Consider the following 617-nt stretch of genomic DNA (forward strand, 5'->3'; position numbering starts at 1 on the left):
GCCGCCGGCACCGCCTACGCCACCCACGGCGAACCCCTCGTGCCGATCTACGTGTTCTACTCCATGTTCGGCTTCCAACGCACCGGCGACGCCTTCTGGGCCGCCGCGGACCAAATGACCCGCGGCTTCATCATCGGCGCCACCGCAGGACGGACCACCCTCACCGGCGAAGGACTCCAGCACGCCGACGGACACTCCCCCATCCTGGCCTCCACCAACCCCGCCGTGCTCACCTACGACCCCGCCTACGGCTACGAAATCGGCCACATCATCCGCGACGGACTCGAACGCATGTACGGGGAACACTCCGCCGACCGGAACCTCATGTACTACCTCACGGTCTACAACGAACCGATCAGCCAGCCCGCGGAACCGGAGAACCTCGATGTCAACGGTGTTTTGAAGGGCATCTACCTGCTGGCACCGGCGAAAACCGACGGTCCCCGGGCCCAGCTCCTGGCCTCCGGAGTCTCGGTCCCCTGGGCCCTGGAAGCCCAGAAAGTCCTCGCCCAGGACTGGGGAGTCTCCGCCGACGTCTGGTCCGTGACCTCCTGGAACGAACTCCGACGCGACGGACTCGCCGCCGAAGAACACGCCTTCCTGAACCCCGGCGAAGA

General features: G+C 66.3%; 1 protein-coding gene. It reads left to right on the top strand.

All coding sequences use genetic code 11. The annotated features are described in order from the left end of the window. Positions 1-617: transketolase-like TK C-terminal-containing protein (locus AB4Z38_RS25755; RefSeq protein ID WP_441432342.1), on the top strand; the 617-nt coding region annotated here is incomplete at both ends.

Origin of the sequence: Arthrobacter sp. 2RAF6 (assembly GCF_052115205.1) — a bacterium.
Taxonomy (GTDB): domain Bacteria; phylum Actinomycetota; class Actinomycetes; order Actinomycetales; family Micrococcaceae; genus Arthrobacter.